Annotated in this window: 18 protein-coding genes; 13 read left to right on the top strand and 5 right to left on the bottom strand. The window is 38.3% G+C overall.

Annotated elements, in window-relative coordinates:
- Window positions 1-15: 15 nt before the first annotated feature.
- On the bottom strand, window positions 16-252 hold the full coding sequence (locus ABC382_RS20525; RefSeq protein WP_036119739.1) for a YuzB family protein: 237 nt from the start codon (window positions 250-252) through the stop codon (window positions 16-18).
- A gap of 270 nt (window positions 253-522) precedes the next feature.
- On the opposite strand from ABC382_RS20525, the gene ABC382_RS20530 reads away from it, so the two are divergent.
- Complete coding sequence (locus ABC382_RS20530; protein ID WP_322611040.1) at window positions 523-1587, top strand: NAD(P)/FAD-dependent oxidoreductase; 1065 nt, start codon at window positions 523-525, stop codon at window positions 1585-1587.
- A gap of 53 nt (window positions 1588-1640) precedes the next feature.
- Here ABC382_RS20530 and ABC382_RS20535 read toward each other — a convergent pair whose 3' ends face one another.
- Window positions 1641-1976, bottom strand: a complete 336-nt coding sequence (locus ABC382_RS20535; RefSeq protein ID WP_274794252.1) for a YuzD family protein — start codon at window positions 1974-1976, stop codon at window positions 1641-1643.
- Window positions 1977-2059: 83 nt separating this feature from the next.
- On the opposite strand from ABC382_RS20535, the gene ABC382_RS20540 reads away from it, so the two are divergent.
- Window positions 2060-2296, top strand: a complete 237-nt coding sequence (locus ABC382_RS20540) for a NifU family protein (RefSeq protein ID WP_004228295.1) — start codon at window positions 2060-2062, stop codon at window positions 2294-2296.
- A gap of 48 nt (window positions 2297-2344) precedes the next feature.
- Here the strand turns inward: ABC382_RS20540 and ABC382_RS20545 are convergent, their stop codons facing one another.
- Window positions 2345-3037, bottom strand: coding sequence for a DUF2225 domain-containing protein (locus tag ABC382_RS20545; RefSeq protein WP_312505852.1), 693 nt, complete (start codon window positions 3035-3037; stop codon window positions 2345-2347).
- 186 nt (window positions 3038-3223) lie between these two features.
- Between ABC382_RS20545 and ABC382_RS20550 the strand changes: the two genes are divergently transcribed.
- A complete protein-coding gene (locus ABC382_RS20550; protein WP_322611039.1) occupies window positions 3224-3598 on the top strand; it encodes a HesB/IscA family protein in 375 nt (124 codons plus the stop codon).
- A gap of 198 nt (window positions 3599-3796) precedes the next feature.
- Here the strand turns inward: ABC382_RS20550 and ABC382_RS20555 are convergent, their stop codons facing one another.
- Window positions 3797-4318: a GNAT family N-acetyltransferase gene (locus ABC382_RS20555; protein ID WP_322611038.1), complete on the bottom strand. Its 522-nt coding sequence runs from the start codon at window positions 4316-4318 to the stop codon at window positions 3797-3799.
- A 123-nt stretch (window positions 4319-4441) separates the two neighbouring features.
- Here ABC382_RS20555 and ABC382_RS20560 point away from each other — a divergent pair, with 123 nt between their 5' ends.
- The 9 genes from ABC382_RS20560 to ABC382_RS20600 all read left to right on the top strand — a co-directional run bounded on the left by ABC382_RS20560 (window position 4442) and on the right by ABC382_RS20600 (window position 11574).
- Window positions 4442-4849: an NUDIX hydrolase gene (locus ABC382_RS20560; RefSeq protein WP_322611037.1), complete on the top strand. Its 408-nt coding sequence runs from the start codon at window positions 4442-4444 to the stop codon at window positions 4847-4849.
- An 11-nt stretch (window positions 4850-4860) separates the two neighbouring features.
- Window positions 4861-5097: a putative periplasmic lipoprotein gene (locus ABC382_RS20565; RefSeq protein ID WP_322611036.1), complete on the top strand. Its 237-nt coding sequence runs from the start codon at window positions 4861-4863 to the stop codon at window positions 5095-5097.
- A 384-nt stretch (window positions 5098-5481) separates the two neighbouring features.
- On the top strand, window positions 5482-5979 hold the full coding sequence (locus ABC382_RS20570) for an NUDIX hydrolase (protein ID WP_274794246.1): 498 nt from the start codon (window positions 5482-5484) through the stop codon (window positions 5977-5979).
- 24 nt (window positions 5980-6003) lie between these two features.
- Window positions 6004-7755: a sensor histidine kinase gene (locus ABC382_RS20575; protein WP_322611189.1), complete on the top strand. Its 1752-nt coding sequence runs from the start codon at window positions 6004-6006 to the stop codon at window positions 7753-7755.
- Window positions 7756-7761: 6 nt separating this feature from the next.
- Entirely contained in the window at window positions 7762-8505 is a 744-nt protein-coding gene (locus tag ABC382_RS20580) for a LytR/AlgR family response regulator transcription factor (protein WP_322611035.1), read from the top strand.
- Between the two features lie 119 nt (window positions 8506-8624).
- Entirely contained in the window at window positions 8625-10418 is a 1794-nt protein-coding gene (locus ABC382_RS20585) for a carbon starvation CstA family protein (protein ID WP_274794243.1), read from the top strand.
- A gap of 30 nt (window positions 10419-10448) precedes the next feature.
- A complete protein-coding gene (locus tag ABC382_RS20590; protein WP_412927067.1) occupies window positions 10449-10760 on the top strand; it encodes a hypothetical protein in 312 nt (103 codons plus the stop codon).
- A 111-nt stretch (window positions 10761-10871) separates the two neighbouring features.
- Window positions 10872-11132 (top strand): hypothetical protein, encoded by a 261-nt coding sequence (locus ABC382_RS20595; protein ID WP_412927068.1) that lies wholly within the window; start codon window positions 10872-10874, stop codon window positions 11130-11132.
- Between the two features lie 112 nt (window positions 11133-11244).
- Window positions 11245-11574 (top strand): YuiB family protein, encoded by a 330-nt coding sequence (locus ABC382_RS20600; RefSeq protein ID WP_025116669.1) that lies wholly within the window; start codon window positions 11245-11247, stop codon window positions 11572-11574.
- 89 nt (window positions 11575-11663) lie between these two features.
- On the opposite strand, the gene ABC382_RS20605 is transcribed toward ABC382_RS20600, so the two are convergent.
- Window positions 11664-12149, bottom strand: a complete 486-nt coding sequence (locus tag ABC382_RS20605) for a divergent PAP2 family protein (protein ID WP_274794242.1) — start codon at window positions 12147-12149, stop codon at window positions 11664-11666.
- 122 nt (window positions 12150-12271) lie between these two features.
- On the opposite strand from ABC382_RS20605, the gene ABC382_RS20610 reads away from it, so the two are divergent.
- Window positions 12272-13780, top strand: coding sequence for a leucyl aminopeptidase (locus ABC382_RS20610; protein ID WP_322612065.1), 1509 nt, complete (start codon window positions 12272-12274; stop codon window positions 13778-13780).
- Window positions 13781-13793 lie beyond the last annotated feature (13 nt).

Below are 13793 nucleotides of genomic sequence, written 5' to 3' on the forward strand. Positions count from 1 at the left end.
GGTATTTAAGAAAAACTACCATAATGGATTTTCTTCAATAAACTGATAAATGGCTTTTGTTAATGCATCGGGAGAATCAGCTTCGACTAATTCACCGTTTACAATGGCATAAAAAGATTCTGAGCACTTTGTACAATAACTGAGGCAGCCATATTCTAAAACGTCGATGTTCGGGTCGCGTTCGAGTACTTCATAAGTTGCTTGAGAGCCATTTGCTAAATTACTAATACAAAATTCAACCATTGGATTCATCCATGTCACCTCACCAAAGTAATGCTACTCGGTTTTACGATTTTCGTCAATTATTTAAGTTTAAGGTAAAGGAACGTTTTTTTATAACAGATAAAGGGAAAATCGTTAGTAATTACGTATAAAAACGTGCGAAATCAACAAGTTCTCGTTTGTTTTGTGAAATCTTTCACAAAATTTCATTCTGATATTGTGAAACTTCTCACAATCAGTTATACTCGTTTGTGGATACTTTGTGAACAATTATTAAAAGAGACATAAAAGGAGACTATTATGGGAAAATTAGTACTTTTAGGTGGCGGCTACGGCAATATGCGTGTCATGCTTCGTCTATTAAATAACCTGCCATTAGACAGAGAGGTAGTTATAGTAGATAGAGCCCCATTCCATAGTTTAAAAACTGAGTTTTATGCATTAGCAGCAGGGACTGCAACAGATAAAGAAATTCGTGTAAGCTTCCCAGAACATGAACGTTTAACAGCTATATATGGTGAAGTCGTTGAAATTAATCGTGCGGAAAAAGTAGTCATTTTAGAAGACGGACAACGTATTGAATATGATGATTTAGTCATTGGTCTAGGTTGTGAAGATAAATATCATGGTGTACCAGGTGCTGCAGAGAACACATACAGCATCCAAACAATGGGACAATCTCGTGCCACATTCCAAGCACTTTGTGGTTTACCGGCTGGATCTACAGTGGGAATTGTAGGGGCTGGCTTAAGTGGAATTGAGCTTGCAAGTGAGCTACGTGAAAGTCGTTCAGATTTAAAAATAAAATTATTTGACCGTGGTCAACGTATTCTAAAGGATTTTCCAGAAAAACTAAGTAAATACGTCAAGGATTGGTTTGTAAAACATAATGTAGATGTCGTTGCCAATTCTAATATTACAAAAGTGGAGGAAGGTAAAATTTTCAATCATGATGATGAAATTTTACTTGATGCTGTCGTATGGACTGCTGGGGTTCAACCTGTCAAAATCGTTCGTGACCTAGATGTTGAGAAGGATAAACATGATCGACCTCTTGTAACGCAATACTTTAATGTACTTGATGATGAGCATGTCTATGTTGTAGGGGATTGTGCTGCATCAGATTTGCCACCAACAGCCCAATTGGCTGAGGAACAAGCGGAGCAAATCGTGAAAGTACTTCGTATGCGGTGGAAAGGTGAGCAATTACCAGAGAAAATGCCGGATATTAAATTAAAAGGCTTTATGGGAGCTCTTGGTAAAAAACAAGGCTTTGTGTATTTAGCTGATACAACAGTAACAGGTCGTATCGCTCGCTTGATGAAATCAGGATTACTATGGTATTACAAACGTCAAAATGATTAATTAGTTGAAAGGGATTGTTTCAAAATCATTTTGAAACAATCCCTTTGCCTTTGCTATACCGTTTCGTCTGGAACAAAGCCTAAGTTTTCAAGTGCTGTAAATACAGGCTTTAACTGGACATAGCCTTCTCCAACAACCTCATTATTAATAAGGACAAGAGGGTAGAAGAACTCATCTTCTTGAATACGTGTCGCATATTCTTGGTCGCGGTCATTCTCAATTGGACCTTCAATATCGATATAGCGAATATCGTATGCTTGATCTGGATATTTGCGATTGATGGCTGCTTGTAGCCACTCATATGTATCCTTTGAAGATGGGGCATTGACACAGCTAGCACAGATGACAGCTGTTCCATAAATTTCAATCATAGGTTTCGTTGGTTGCATAGTATTTACTCTCCTTGTGATTCATTATTGGATTTTTTCTGTTGCTAACATTATAATCATTATAAGGAAAGGAGTCGAGATAAATGGCAGAAGCAACAATTAATGACCAAGTTCAAGAGGTATTAGATAAATTACGTCCCTTCTTACTACGTGACGGTGGAGACTGTGAATTAGTAGATGTAGAGGATGGCGTTGTTAAACTACGTTTATTAGGTGCTTGTGGTAGTTGCCCAAGTTCTACGATTACGCTAAAAGCTGGTATTGAACGTGCTTTATTAGAAGAAGTACCAGGTATTGTGGAAGTAGAGCAAGTATTCTAAGTCATCATAAAAGTTCTAGCTGATCGCCAGCTAGAACTTTTTTAATTATTACACATGACGTGCATGTTCTTTTTCCTTACGTATAATAGCCCATTGTTCTTTCGCCATATCGATAATTTTTGCTTCGCCACCTGAGCTTTGCTTTTCAATAACTCTTGAAAGGAAGCGTGTGGCATTTTCAATATCCCCTATTCGTCTAGATAGTTCAGCAATCATATACATAATACGAACAGCTGACATTTGTGTGGAGCTATAATCTTCAGTTGAGTAAGATTCCATATAATGATCACGTGCTAACTTCATAAAGCGTTCCTCTTGTCCACTATTGTTCAAAGAACGATAAAGCCATGCAAGTCGTAAAGCTAATCCAGCAATTGCTACATTTTTTTCCTTTTTAATTGTGCCACAGAGAAAGGCAAGTTTATAAGCTTGAATCGCCTGAAATACAGTACGTTCACCTTTGAAATCATGGTGCACCCATTTTTCCGTAATTTGTGTGCGTATGACATCCTGGATACCTGGTGCAAAATATTTTGTGAAGTCTTCTGTAAAGGAAAAGCCGCAATGCTCACAAACAAAGACATTGTAATAAAGCGCATTCACATCATCTGAATAAATTGGCTGGAAATCTGTTTCTGTATGATCTACCTTAATAAACTTAGAGCGAACTTTTAACGTTGGAAACTCTTTCTTACAATTCAAACACTGAATTTGTTTTTCATAATATGGTGAAATCTCCATATATATTACCCCCTGTATAGAAGTCATTGTAACTATTATACCAATGGTGTTTTTATAAACATGAATAAAATGAACTAATAAAGTGAAGAATATTAGAATTATGACTAAAAATCGACTTGAAGCTGAATGTTTGTCATACAATGGTCAAAATTGATATGATAATACGTAAGAAGGAAGGTGATTGGGATGACAAGTACAAAGCAAGTTATTGAAATTACACAAGCTGCTGGCTTTCATATTAATGAAATGATGGAGCATAATGAAGAGCAAGGTTCTTTTTTACGCGTAGTAGTAAATGGTGGTGGCTGTAGCGGGCTATCCTATGGCATGCATTTTGATCAAGAGAAAAAAGAAGATGATTTTGAAGATGTACAGCATGGTTTAACAATTCTTGTTTCCCGTGAAGATGCGCCGATTTTGATGGGAACAAAAATTGACTATAAACAATCGCTAATGGGCGGTGGCTTCACAATCGATAATCCAAATGCCATTGCATCATGTGGCTGTGGTACGTCTTTCAGAACAGCAAAGCGTGAAGGTACACCTGAGGTTTGTGAGTAATTCATTGAACAGACAATAGGATGTCATGCTTACGTAATGATACCAACGAGTTGATCGTTGGTTTAACGAATATTTGAATATGAATGCTAACCTGCGCTTTCTTCCGTATTGAAATAACGGAGGGGAGCGTTTTTTACTATGAACTGCCCCTCCTTGTTTAGTTAAACACAAGTCCTTTTGTTCAAAACAACAATATATCTAAAATTTATAATACCAAAAAATTGCTAGTTCATTGGCTGATGGAAAGTTTGAATAAAGCATTGTATCAACGGCACCAATAACAAAATTATTTTTAGCATAAAAATAACAAGCGGATACATTAATATCTTGTGTTTCAAGCATCAGTCCACATAAATTGTTTTCCTTAGCCCATTTCATTGCTTGATTAATTAATGCCGTTCCAACACCATTTTTTCTATAAGCACTCTTAACAGCTATATCTTCAATAAGTCCATACCCATTCCAGTTCGAACAGAGCTTTATTTGTCCAACACAGTTGTTGTCCACGTAATAAAAAAATACAGCTTTCCTATCATCTTCAATATAACTGATGTCTATTTCATCATCTTCGTACTTCTTAACGAATGGTTGAGTAAATATTTCTTCTGTATAGCTCCAAACATTATTCTCTAAGGTCGGTATAATTCTACCAGAGACCATGAAACCCTCGTTGGATTTATTAAAGTCTTTCATATTTAGATGATTCATTTTAATGATCATTATAATCTCCTTCCTCTAGTAAGTAAAAATACCTATTGTGAATTGTAACAAGGTATCATATATAATGGTAGGAATATGGTAATTTATTATAGAGGGAATGTTTTTTGCTAAATAATAGAGGAGATGAGAATCATACAACTGTTTAAAATTACTTCAGGTGCAGTAGTAGTAGATCATCAAAATAAAATCCTTTTAAAGAAAGATCCGATTAGGGGGTGGGAGTTACCGGGTGGTTGTGTAGAAAAGAATGAAACTTTTAAAGAAGCGGTTATTAGAGAAGTAAAAGAGGAAACGGGAATAGATATTGAAATTATAAAATTTTGCGGCGTTTCACAGGAAGTAAAGAGTAATGTCTGTAATATGTGGTGGATCGGAATGCCGATTAGTGGTACATGTCAAACAAGTAATGAAAGTTTAGAGGTTGGTTTTTTCGATTTGGAGACAGCATTCATACTTATTGAAAATGAAAATTTCAAAAGAGAACTCATAACTTGTTTAAATAATAATAGAGACCCAATTTACTTTGAATAAGGAGGTTAGGCATGAAGCGGCTTTTTGCGGGATTGTTGTTCACTGTTCTATTAATGGGATGCTCTGATGATGAGCGTATGACTGTCAGTCCAACTTTCAAACTACCTGTGACTTTTGACGATGGGACTGAAGGTGAATATGTGTTAATTGGAAAAGAAGGAAGGCTTGGTTTTTTAATTGGTTCAGGAAAGAAAGGAGAGTCTGAGGTTCAACCGATTGTACATGGAAAAGCTAATAAGTATATGTGACACTTTTGGGGAAAGAAGGAAGAACTAGAGGGCCCATTAAAGATTATAGGGATTGATGAAGAGGGAAAAGAACATAAAATATTAAAAGATTCTAAAGGGAAGGTTTGGGCTTATTCTAATCAAATTGGGTTAAGTCCGAACAATGGTGCTGATACACATTTTCCTACTGTAATGGATTTCCCGTCAGCTGGGGTATGGGAGTTACATGTTTACATCGGCGAGTCTCTCTTTGATGAAATAGCAGTCGATGTACAATAAAAAAGCTTCTTTCATTGATGTTCAATGGAAGAGGCCTTTTTAATGTGGATTAGCCGTAAAATTCAGAATAAATGCTTCATTCCATTGAAAGCAAGCAGGTATAATAGGGAGATAGAGGTGAAGGTTATGAGAAAAGATCGAGGGAAAATATGGTTAGGTGTATCCGGTGTTACAGTTAACGAGCATGGGCAATGGTTAGTTGTTAAAAAGGCGTATAGTGGACTGAAGGGGCGTTGGTCCTTGCCAGCGGGATTTGTGAATGCGGGTGAAACAGTAGATGAGGCGGTCATTCGTGAAATCAAAGAAGAAACTGGAATCGATTGTAAAGTATCGGGCTTAATTGGATTTAGAACAGGTGTTATCCGTGATGATATTAGTGATAATATGGCCATATTCTATTGTCATATGCTAGATGCGCGACAGCAGGTTACCATTCAGGAAAAAGAAATATTAGAAGCGAAATGGTTGTATCCACAGGAACTAGCACAAGATGAAACGACCTCTGTGATGTTAAAGGAAATGGCATCCAATCAATTTGAAAAACATCAATTAGAAGCGATCGAGGGAATTAATCCTGGGGATATTTTTGGTTATACTTCCTATCGATTGTTCTTTAAAAAATGATAGGGCTTCAGGAGGGAACCTATGATGGAGCTATTTTTATTTATGTTAGAGCGAGTCGGGCTGATCATTGTGTTTGCCTTTTTAATGTCAAGGTGGCGACTGTTTCGAGAGAAGTTGTTTCAGGAGCAAGGAACGAAGGAAAAAATATGGCTTATTATCATCTTTAGTAGCCTATGTATTATCAGTAGTTATACAGGGATTAAAATTGAAAGTGGTACCATCCATCCTTTAAATCAGATGATACATAGTACGATCAATGCAGAGGAGGCCATTGCCAATACGAGATTAATCGGTGTCGCCATTGCGGGTATTTTTGGTGGACCTCTTGTTGGTGTTTGTGTAGGTATTATTGCAGGTATTCATCGTATTACACTAGGGGGCTTTACAGCAATAGCATGTGGTGTTTCGACGATTCTAGCTGGTTTTATTACAGGTGGTTTAAGTAAACGTTTCAAAATACGGCAAACTTTCTCCTATAAGAAAGCTGTCATCATTGGAATCTGCGCGGAAACGATACAGATGGTGGTGATTTTAGTAGTCGCGAAGCCATTAGAACAGGCCTTGCAGTTAGTATCATTAATTGCGATGCCTATGATTTTAATGAATGCCTTTGGGATATTTTTGTTTTTTATGATTATTAAAACGTTTATTGATGAAGAGGAGCGGACAAAGGCATTACAAACACATCAGGCTTTTTCTATTGCCCAACAAACCATTGAGCATTTTCGAAAAGGCTTAAATGAAGAATCATGCCAAACGGTTGCTGAAATTATTAAAAGAGAAATAAAAGTAGATGCGGTCGCTATTACTGACAAAAATGGCGTGTTAGCACATGTTGGAGTTGGTGAGGATCATCATTTAATACATCGTGAAATAATGACGGCTTTGACGAAACGGGTATTAGAGGATGGCAAAATTTTAATGGCTACATCTGAACAGGAAATTCAATGTCCACATGAAGGGTGTCCATTAAGTGCTGCCATTGTCCTACCATTGAAGGTGCAGCATCGAACAGTGGGAAGCTTGAAGCTTTATTTCACTAAAGCAGATTCTTTGACAGGGGTGAAGAAGGAATTGGCGGAGGGTTTAAGCAGACTATTCTCCTCACAGCTTGAATATGCTGAAAGTGAACAACAACGGAAATTATTAAAGGATGCTGAAATTAAAGCGCTACAAGCACAAGTCCATCCCCATTTCTTCTTTAATAGCCTTAATACTATATCAAGCTTAATTCGAACAGATGCGGATGAGGCGCGAGCTTTATTAATCAAGCTTAGTACATTTTTTAGAAGCAATCTGCAGGGCGCACGACAAATGCTCATTCCATTGAAGAATGAAATTGATCATGTTGAAGCTTATTTATCCATTGAGCAAACAAGGTTTCCAAATCGCTATGAAGTTGAATTTATAATGGATGAAACACTCTTTGATGTACAAATCCCTCCATTTACCTTACAGCCACTCGTCGAAAATGCTATTTACCATGCCTTTAAAAATCGTAAGGAAGGCAAAATTTATGTCAAAGTACAACGCGTGAACGACAAACTATTGCTATTGACCGAGGATAATGGCTGTGGCATGAGGAAGGAACAGGTGAAACAACTGGGCAAACGTATTATGGAATCGGAACATGGGACAGGCACGGCGTTATGGAATATTTATCAGCGAATACATGAAATTTACGGTTCTGAGGCTGATTTTCATATAACAAGTACGTTAGATGTAGGAACAAAAATTATGATTCAACTGCCGTTAAAGGCGACTAGATGGGAGTAGACGAAATTGAATGTATATATTGTTGATGATGAACCATTAGCAAGGGCTGAGCTACGTTATTTGTTAGAGCAAACAGCTTTAGTCAATGTTTGTGGTGAATCTGAAAATCTAGAGGAATTTTACAAAGAATCACAGCTTGAAAAGGTAGATTGTGTATTTTTAGATATTGAATTAGGGATGAATAATGGTCTTGATTTAGCCAGACAGCTTTTGCTAAATGAACAGAGACCTGAAATTATTTTTGCTACGGCCTATGATGACTATGCATTACAGGCATTTGAAGTGAATGCATTTGATTATATTTTGAAACCCTTTGAGGCACAGCGGGTACAAATAGCTGTAGAAAAGTTAATAGCTAAAAAACGAGCTGCTCAGGTAAAAACATTGGAAGAAATAAAGGGGTCACAGTTGGATAAGCTTGATAAATTAACAGTTTTTATCAACGATCGAATTTTATTAATAAAAGTACAGGATATTTTATATTGTACATCTGAAGATAGTAAAACAGTTGTGGTGACAGAACAAGGAAGATTTTTTGCTTCCGAGTCATTAGCAGCCTTAGAAAAGAGGCTATCGTTAAAAGGCTTTGTGCGTGTCCACCGTGCGTTTATAGTCAATTTAGAGCATATTGTGGAACTGGAGCCTTGGAGCAATTCTAAATATAATTTAATCTTGCATAACAGACATTCAATTCCTGTAAGTAGGCTGTATATGAAGGATGTTCGAAAAATTTTCGACCTCTCAAAATAGTTGCATTTCAACAATAGAATACTACCTTTTAACATTGATTTCTGACATTTCAATTAATTTTGTGAATAATGTGGACATTCCTTTGCTATGATGTGAAAAAAAGTAAAAGGGGTGTTGAGATGAATGCGATTACAATTGTGATAGGCTCGATTTGTATTTTAATGATCAGCTATCGTTTGTATGGCATTTTCTTTACAAAGAAGGTGCTCAAAATAAAAGATGATACGCCCACACCCGCCCACGCTTTGGAAGATGGTAAGGACTATGTTCCGACGAATAAATGGGTAACATTTGGGCATCATTTTGCAGCAATTGCCGCAGCAGGACCTTTAGTTGGACCAATTTTGGCTGCACAGTTTGGATATTTACCTGGACTACTCTGGTTATTAATAGGAGCGGTAATTGGTGGGGCAGTCCATGATGCAGTTGTGCTATTTGCTTCCATGCGTCATGGTGGTAAATCATTATCGGAAGTAATGAAGGAGGAGCTTGGTCCTATTGCGGGCTTCTGTACAGGCCTTGCGATGCTATTTATTATTACGATTACAATGGCTGGCCTATCGATGGTAGTGCTAGGTGCATTAGAACGCAACCCATGGGGAACATTTGCAGTAGGGATTACTATTCCTATCGCCATGCTCGTGGGGATTGCCTATCGTAAAACAGGTAATTTAATTGTTACGTCAACTATTGGCTTTATTTTATTAATGATTGGTGTATTTGTAGGACCGCTTATTCAAGGTACAGCTTTTGGTGAATTTTTAACATTTGATCGTGATACATTAGCGATTATTCTACCAATCTATGCATTTTTCGCTGCAGCTTTACCTGTGTGGCTATTATTAGCTCCACGTGATTATTTAAGTAGTTTCATGAAAATTGGGGTATTCATTGCGTTAATTATTGGTGTCTTCTTCGTCAACCCTGCTATTCAATTCCCACCATTTACGGAGTTTATTCATGGTGGTGGTCCAGTAATTGCAGGTCCTGTCTGGCCGTTTGTATCCATCACAATTGCTTGTGGTGCCATTTCTGGTTTCCATGCTTTTGTAGGATCAGGTACAACGCCTAAAATGATTGACCGTTGGGAAGATATACGTATTGTAGGCTTTGGCGCTATGTTAGTAGAATCTTTAGTAGGTGTAATGGCATTAATTGCTGCAACGGCACTTCATCCAGCAGATTATTTTGCGATTAATTCAGCACCAGCTGTGTTTGCTACATTAGGAATGGAGCCTGTTCATTTACAAGCCTTATCACAAAGTATTGGCATGGACTTAGAAGGGCGCACAGGCGGAGCTGTAACACTTGCTGTCGGGATGACGGATATCTTTACAGGGATTCCATGGTTTGCGAACTTATCTTCTTATTTCTATCAATTTGTCATCATGTTTGAGGCTGTTTTCATTCTAACTGCAATCGATGCAGGAACGAGGGTAGCTCGTTACTTAATACAAGACTTTGGAGGCAATGTCTATAAACCATTAAAGCGTACTAATTGGGTGCCAGGAACAATTTTTGCTAGTGCACTTGCTTGCTTTATGTGGGGGTATTTATTGTATTCAGGCGATATTAGCTCCATCTGGGTATTGTTCGGAGTATCCAATCAGCTAATGGCAGCCATTGGTTTAGTATGTGGGGTGACGATGGTATTAAAGGTTGCTGATAAGCGAATCTATGCATTGACATGCTTTATTCCATTGGCTTATTTATACGTCACTGTTAATGTTGCCGGCTACTGGATGATTAAAAATGTATATTGGAATCCAGCAGCTGCAGGCTTCAATATGTTAAACGGTATTTTATCGGTTATTATGCTAATGCTCGGTCTATTAATTGTCATCACAGCCATTAAAAAGTGGGCCCAGCTTTGGAAATCACCTAAGTTTTTGTTAACCCAATCAACTTCATAAAGTAATAGTAGAACTATTGAAGATAAGTATTTGTCTTCAATAGTTTTTTTAGTTAAAAAGGAAAGGAGTGAACACCCGCGGAAGAGAAGTGAACACCCGCGGAAGAGAAGTGAATACCCGCGGAAGAGAAGTGAATACCCGCGGAAGAGAAGTGAACACCCGCGGAAGAGAAGTGAATACCCGCGGAAGAGAAGTGAACACCCGCGGAAGAGAAGTGAACACCCGCGGAAGAGAAGTGAATACCCGCGGAAGAGAAGTGAACACCCGCGGAAGAGAAGTGAATACCCGCGGAAGAGAAGCGAATACCCGCGGAAGAGAAGTGAATCCGCGGAAGAGAAGTAATACCCGCGGAAGAAGAGTGAACACCCGCGGAAGAGAAGCGAATACCCGCGGAGGATAAGTGAATACCCGCGGAAGAGAAGTGAACACCCGCGGAAGAGAAGTGAACACCCGATGAAGAGGAGTGAACACCCGCGGAAGAGAAGTGAACACCCGCGGAAGAGAAGTGAATACCCGCGGAAGAGAAGTGAACACCCGCGGAAGAGAAGTGAATACCCGCGGAAGAGAAGTGAATACCCGCGGAAGAGAAGCGAATACCCGCGGAAGAGAAGTGAACACCCGCGGAAGAGAAGCGAACACCCGCGGAAGAAGAGTGAATACCCGCGGAAGAAGAGTGAACACCCGCAAACGTTAATCGTAGTTAACAGACGATGATAAATCAGTGATTTTCCTAAATATGTCGAACAAGCGAAATCAAGGATATGTTCATTGAAAGCGTTGTCGTAATCATGTAAACTAATGAGAGGAAAACGGAGGTTATACATATATGGATGGTCCAGTTTCATTAGTACAGTTAATCATTTCTATTTTGTTATTTTTCGTCATGTTCTTTGGTATCGGATTCTTATTAAATATGCTGTTACGTATGACGTGGTTAATGGCGATTGTGTATCCAATTGTTGTCATCTTTATCGTTGATGAAGTCAGCTTCTTAGATTATATATTTAAGCCAGGCTCTGCATTTCCAGCGTTAATCGATAAATTACAAGCTCTTCAGTTTGTAGATATTGCTATTTTATCAGGTGGTTTTGCAGGTTCGATTGTGGCGGGCATTGTGATGATTTTTTTACGAAAAAGTGGATACCGAATGTTCTAATGTGGTTAGTATTCTTCTTTCAATCGAGGGAGGAATACTTTTTTTATAGAAAAAAACACAGCTCCTTTTTAAAGGCTGTGTCAGAGTGTTTACAATATGAAAAACTCGTAGGTTATGATGGCGATAAAAATTCCTGTGAGAGCCCCAAAAAATACCTCACTTCGTTTATGACCTAATAGTGTTTTCAATTCCTCCATTTTCTCCTGTCCATCCATCTGTGGCCATTTTTTTAAATCATGTAGTAATGTTTGGAAATCCTTGCGTAGCTGATTGAGGATAGCTGCATGTTGCCCTGCCTGGTATCGAACACCACTTGCGTCGTACATAACGATAATTGAAAACATGGCAGCTACCGCAAAAATGGGGGAATCCAAGCCTGTCTCATAAGCTATAGAGGTTGCCAGTCCAGTGACAGAAGCGGAGTGAGAGCTTGGCATACCACCTGTCGAAGTAAAGAGACTCCATTTTACTTGTCGAGTCATTAAAAAATGGATGGGGATTTTGACAAACTGTGCAAAGAGTACTGCAAAGAGGGCAATTAGTAATGGGGTATTTTGAAGTAAACTCAAATTCATCACAACCTTCACAAATAATTGCTTTTATTATAACATTCATTATTTTCTAAAAGAAGATATAGGCAAATATTACGCGCTTTTCAGAAACTTCGTTATAATAGTAATGGAATGGAGGAATTTACATGCATATTGTAAAAGAAGCAAAAACATTTGAAACGATTTCTACTGAACTATTAGTGGTGGGAGTCACAAAACATCGTGAACAAATGCAGGACTGGACAAGCTTTTCATCATTTTATGGTGAAGCACTTGATGCGTGGATTAGTGCAGGAGATGTGTCAACTGAATTAAAGAAACTAACAAAGTTACCATTTGTGAAGGAACATGCCAACCTTAAGCGTATTTTATTTGTAGGACTGGATGAGCGTAAAAACCTAACAGAAGGGGATGTTCGAGCTGCATTTGGCTTAGTTGGAAAAGAATTAAAAGCTTTAAAAGTAAAAGAATATTCCATTTGGCTTGAATCGTTTACAACAGATTCAATTACTGCAGCAGATGTAGCATTTTTAGCGGGTGAAGGAATTGGCCTTGGCTATTATTCGATTCCGCATTACAAAACAACATCAAATGAAGTAGATAAACGAATCGATGCTGTTCATCTAGTAACAAACTCAGAGGATTTAGATGAGGTAGTAGCCAGCTTTGAAGTAGGTGTCATTTATGCAGATGCTGTCAATGAAGCTCGTAGCTTAATTAATTTACCGCCAAACTTACTAACAGCAACGGATTTAGCTAATTATGCAGAATCTCTTGCAGTTAAATACAACTTTGAAGTAGAGATTTTAGGTAAAGCCCAACTAGAGGAACTAGGCATGGGTGGTATTTTGAGTGTTAACCAAGGCTCTTATGAGGAACCTCGATTAATTACCTTAAAATATAAAGCGACTGAAGATTTTGAAGATCCGATTGGCCTTGTTGGTAAGGGTGTAACATATGATACTGGTGGTTATTCTTTAAAACCAAAAGACTCGATGGTTGGTATGAAGGGTGATATGGGCGGTGCCGCTGCTGTACTTGGTGCCATGAACATTATCGGTGAACTGCGCCCAAATAAAAACGTCGTAGCTGTTATCGGTTCTACAGACAACATGGTTTCTGATACAGCATTTAAACCAGATGATGTCATTACAACGTATAGTGGAAAAACAGTTGAGGTGTTAAATACGGATGCAGAAGGACGTTTAGTTCTGGCAGATGCGACTACATATGCTAAACAGCAAGGGGCTACATCACTTATCGATGTTGCTACTTTAACAGGCGGCGTCATTACTGCATTAGGTATGGATAAAACAGGTGCTCTTGCGAATGATGATGCATTCTTTGAAGCATTTATGGAAGCCGCAAAAGAAACTGATGAATTTGTTTGGCGCATGCCTTTAACAGAGAACGATAAAAAACGAATTCGTAAGTCAGATGTAGCTGATTTAAATAACTCTCCTGGCCGTGATGGTCATATGATTTTCGGTGGGGGCTTTGTAGGAGAATTCGTTGGTGATACACCATGGATTCACTTAGATATTGCTGGCACATCTGATGCGGTAGCTGTTCATGATTTAGGACCAAAAGGCGGTACAGGTGTTATGGTTCGTACGCTTGCGAATTTTGTTCAACGTCTAGGCGAAGAAAAATAATAGACCATATCAA

Source organism: Lysinibacillus phoenicis, assembly GCF_047238325.1.
Classification (GTDB): Bacteria; Bacillota; Bacilli; order Bacillales_A; family Planococcaceae; genus Lysinibacillus; species Lysinibacillus irui.

Excerpts from the sequence above, each read along its gene's own strand:
- ABC382_RS20525 (WP_036119739.1), bottom strand. The coding sequence starts at position 252 with ATGAATCCAATGGTTGAATTTTGTATTAGTAATTTAGCAAATGGCTCT.
- ABC382_RS20530 (WP_322611040.1), top strand. The coding sequence starts at position 523 with ATGGGAAAATTAGTACTTTTAGGTGGCGGCTACGGCAATATGCGTGTC.
- ABC382_RS20535 (WP_274794252.1), bottom strand. The coding sequence starts at position 1,976 with ATGCAACCAACGAAACCTATGATTGAAATTTATGGAACAGCTGTCATC.
- ABC382_RS20540 (WP_004228295.1), top strand. The coding sequence starts at position 2,060 with ATGGCAGAAGCAACAATTAATGACCAAGTTCAAGAGGTATTAGATAAA.
- ABC382_RS20545 (WP_312505852.1), bottom strand. The coding sequence starts at position 3,037 with ATGGAGATTTCACCATATTATGAAAAACAAATTCAGTGTTTGAATTGT.
- ABC382_RS20550 (WP_322611039.1), top strand. The coding sequence starts at position 3,224 with ATGACAAGTACAAAGCAAGTTATTGAAATTACACAAGCTGCTGGCTTT.
- ABC382_RS20555 (WP_322611038.1), bottom strand. The coding sequence starts at position 4,318 with ATGATCATTAAAATGAATCATCTAAATATGAAAGACTTTAATAAATCC.
- ABC382_RS20560 (WP_322611037.1), top strand. The coding sequence starts at position 4,442 with ATGAGAATCATACAACTGTTTAAAATTACTTCAGGTGCAGTAGTAGTA.
- ABC382_RS20565 (WP_322611036.1), top strand. The coding sequence starts at position 4,861 with ATGAAGCGGCTTTTTGCGGGATTGTTGTTCACTGTTCTATTAATGGGA.
- ABC382_RS20570 (WP_274794246.1), top strand. The coding sequence starts at position 5,482 with ATGAGAAAAGATCGAGGGAAAATATGGTTAGGTGTATCCGGTGTTACA.
- ABC382_RS20575 (WP_322611189.1), top strand. The coding sequence starts at position 6,004 with ATGGAGCTATTTTTATTTATGTTAGAGCGAGTCGGGCTGATCATTGTG.
- ABC382_RS20585 (WP_274794243.1), top strand. The coding sequence starts at position 8,625 with ATGAATGCGATTACAATTGTGATAGGCTCGATTTGTATTTTAATGATC.
- ABC382_RS20595 (WP_412927068.1), top strand. The coding sequence starts at position 10,872 with ATGAAGAGGAGTGAACACCCGCGGAAGAGAAGTGAACACCCGCGGAAG.
- ABC382_RS20600 (WP_025116669.1), top strand. The coding sequence starts at position 11,245 with ATGGATGGTCCAGTTTCATTAGTACAGTTAATCATTTCTATTTTGTTA.
- ABC382_RS20605 (WP_274794242.1), bottom strand. The coding sequence starts at position 12,149 with ATGAATTTGAGTTTACTTCAAAATACCCCATTACTAATTGCCCTCTTT.
- ABC382_RS20610 (WP_322612065.1), top strand. The coding sequence starts at position 12,272 with ATGCATATTGTAAAAGAAGCAAAAACATTTGAAACGATTTCTACTGAA.